Origin of the sequence: Sporosarcina sp. P32b (assembly GCF_002743335.1) — a bacterium.
Classification (GTDB): domain Bacteria; phylum Bacillota; class Bacilli; order Bacillales_A; family Planococcaceae; genus Sporosarcina.
On the sequence record NZ_PDZB01000048.1, the window covers coordinates 1 to 2,979 of the forward strand.

Genomic DNA, 2,979 nt, shown 5'->3' on the forward strand with positions numbered 1-2,979 from the left:
CAATTTCAGGATAAGATTCAAGAAAGTTGTTTACTTTTTGATTAAATCCAATGCTTTACATAGCAGTAAAGGAGATGAACTTCAAAAAAAACCACCTACCCTTTTCATTTCATTATTCCACTAAGTGGCCCGATTGTTTAATTGTTTCATCTTTCAATGTCCCATAAATGCTTATCGTTGTAAATCCGCATTTTCCTGACGCTCCCCTTTACTTTAAAAGAGAGGAGGTTGTCGGATAGATAGAGCAATAGACTTTCATTTCCAGAATGAAATATAATAACCTGTACGCTACAGGTGTCTATTGAAAGTTTCCGACCGCAAATCAAAGGAGTGATTATTCCAAGAGTGAACCAATGGAAAGCGTGTATTGTAATGAATACAAAGAAGCTTTTAGTTATTGAGGTGGATAAAGGAACGGATATTCAGCAAAGGAGAACTGTTACACGAGCTTCTAAAACTGCAACCCTTTCCAACAGGAGAAAAAAAGATTCCTTATAGAATATCATGGAGACGAGGAGTGGTACTTATCACACTTCGCTTTTTGCTTTATACTCGCTATTAGAGTTAAAAAACTGTAGACATCTCCAAAACTTCTGGAGCTCGTCTACAGTCATAGAGCACCCTTGTATGTGATAAACAGCTAAGATATTCTGTCATGAACTAAATTATTTATTACCTTGGAAGCGTTGCCCAAACCTTTGCATATTCATATTTAGTTTTCGCACTGAAGCTGACACTTACTGTAGTTCCTGATGATATGGAAAATCCACTAAGAGCTACGTTTTCAACTCCATGAGCGTATTGAGCTGTTGCTGAACCATCATCACCAAACTTACTAGGAGTATACCATCCAGTATAGGCATAAACATTTGCTTGACGTAAAACGTGTCTCTTTCCACCAATCGATGGCAGGGCGTTCAATTTATATGCAGCAGAGGTTGTACCTTCATCAGTGTGAGTTGCTGGCTTGACTGTCTTCTTTGCTGTACTGTATAAATCTTCGTAAGTTAAACTAGCATTTCGATATCCTGAAGTACCTGTTGGACCACGATTCCATGCAAGGAGTAATATCTCATTTTCTTTAAAATCACTAGCAGTATTTACTACATCACCAGCAGTTCCTTTGTTAGGCCAAACGTATTTGCCATGGAGATAATTCCTCTTAGTTGTCCCAGACTTTTCTTCATAGACATAAAGATATGCGGTCACCTGTTTGTAGACTTTATAGCCCGTTTGTACATGTACTTTTTTAGCTGAATACTCAGCGGAGTTTCTTTTTATTTCCTTAATTTCTTCTTCCAATTCCCACTCTTTAATCTCTTCAAAAGTAGGATTTTCACCGATCCCTAAATTTCCCGCATCTAAAAATGTCACTTTGCCTTTTTCAGCAATCATTCTTTCAATATCACTTTCGGTTAACAATTTACCATTGCTATCTACGTACTTGGTATTTGCAACCACTGATACCAAGTCGAGATCACTGCCACTATCAATCGCAATCTTTTTAGCTTCTAGAATTTCAGCATCCATCGTAAGGTCAATATCTACTGAATCAAGAAACTCTAATTTTTCGTTTGCAATTTCATTCTTTGTTGGTAGCAGAATATCTGTCGTACCCAACTTATAATCGCCCATTTTATTAGAAAACAAGCTAGTTTGTTTGTTGGTCAAGTCTTCCTTCCCAATGACTATACTTTTTTCAAAATAAGGGTCCACGTCTTTTGATGGTTCGGCCTTTGCCACTCCTGAAAATGTCGATGAAAATAGTAGTGCTGCACCTAAAAATACTCCAGTAAATTTATACATTTTCTCTCCTCCTAGTATTGAAAATTAACACTATAGTGTTAAAATTAATTTTATTATGATTAGGGAGATGATTCAATGAGGAGAAAGAATATACTTTTATTGATATTTTTTACAATCATTCTGGCGTTGGTTCTTATTTACCAATATAAAGTTACGAAAAAAGAGAGTTTTGAAGGAGTAGCTATTGGGGAAGAATACCAAATTAATTACTCTTTGAATAAAGAAAAAAATGCTAATTGGACAATTGATGTTGATTTTTCTTCATTGAACAATGAAGAATTTGTTATAGAAGATACAGTAATCATATTCGCGAAACCTGTTTCCGATGAGATTCATTCAGTAGGGGATGAGCTAGTTAATCATCGTTTAGAAGGAAACGTCCTGAATAACACTAAGTTATTTAGTGAAAGTAAGATGAAAAAAGTTTTAGAAGAATCATACGTTAAGATTCAAGGTGTTTCTACAAACGGAGAAAAGAACTCAGATAAAATTAAGTTTGGAATATAGATAGAGCACCTCAAATAGGAAACACACTTGTGATTTGAGGGATCAGTTGGGTCACAACACAATTGACACCACTGTTCTGTACACAAAGGCTTTGTTGTCTTATATTTCTCAAAGGGGAGTACTATAAATTTACAAAACCGTTTGGATGAATTAAACACACGAGTAATCACCATTGAAAAAATGTTAAAAGAAGTAGATTGACTTAATAAGACCTCAAAGAATTTTGGGGTCTTCTTTTATTTGGCCCGATTACCGAAGATGAATGATTTCATCCTTCTACTAAAAAACAGTAGTAATCTTAATTTCTTTTCGTTTAATGAGATCCGCTAAAGTAATTCCATCTATTTTCACATAATCAATTATATATTGATTAAGGTCATTAAAATACTCGCTCACCCTTTTTTGACCAATCCACATAGCTCTTCCTTCTAAAGAATGTGAAATAAAATATTCTTGCTTCTGATAAACAAACTCAATTTCCCTACCCTGTTCCAAGTAAAATACAAAGTGTTCATCACTAATACTTTCACCCGTGTGTAGTGCAAGATAGAAGTACAGAGTTTTGAAAGGAATAAGTACATAACGCTGCAATTGTAAAATAATAAAAAAAGGCTTGCCAGCCTTCCAAAATTTCTCTACTGTATTGGTGTCGAATCAAATCAGTGG

Annotated in this window: 2 protein-coding genes; one reads left to right on the forward strand and one right to left on the reverse strand. The window is 35.0% G+C overall.

What is annotated here, in order from left to right; all coding sequences use genetic code 11:
* Positions 1 to 672: 672 nt before the first annotated feature.
* On the reverse strand, positions 673 to 1,806 hold the full coding sequence (locus CSV64_RS16335) for a hypothetical protein (protein WP_099635661.1): 1,134 nt from the start codon (positions 1,804 to 1,806) through the stop codon (positions 673 to 675).
* A gap of 75 nt (positions 1,807 to 1,881) precedes the next feature.
* Here CSV64_RS16335 and CSV64_RS16340 point away from each other — a divergent pair, with 75 nt between their 5' ends.
* Entirely contained in the window at positions 1,882 to 2,313 is a 432-nt protein-coding gene (locus CSV64_RS16340; RefSeq protein WP_099635662.1) for a hypothetical protein, read from the forward strand.
* Positions 2,314 to 2,979: the final 666 nt, after the last annotated feature.

Bases quoted from the DNA above. Each gene is read 5' to 3' on its own strand.
- CSV64_RS16335 (WP_099635661.1), bottom strand. From the start codon at position 1,806: ATGTATAAATTTACTGGAGTATTTTTAGGTGCAGCACTACTATTTTCA.
- CSV64_RS16340 (WP_099635662.1), top strand. From the start codon at position 1,882: ATGAGGAGAAAGAATATACTTTTATTGATATTTTTTACAATCATTCTG.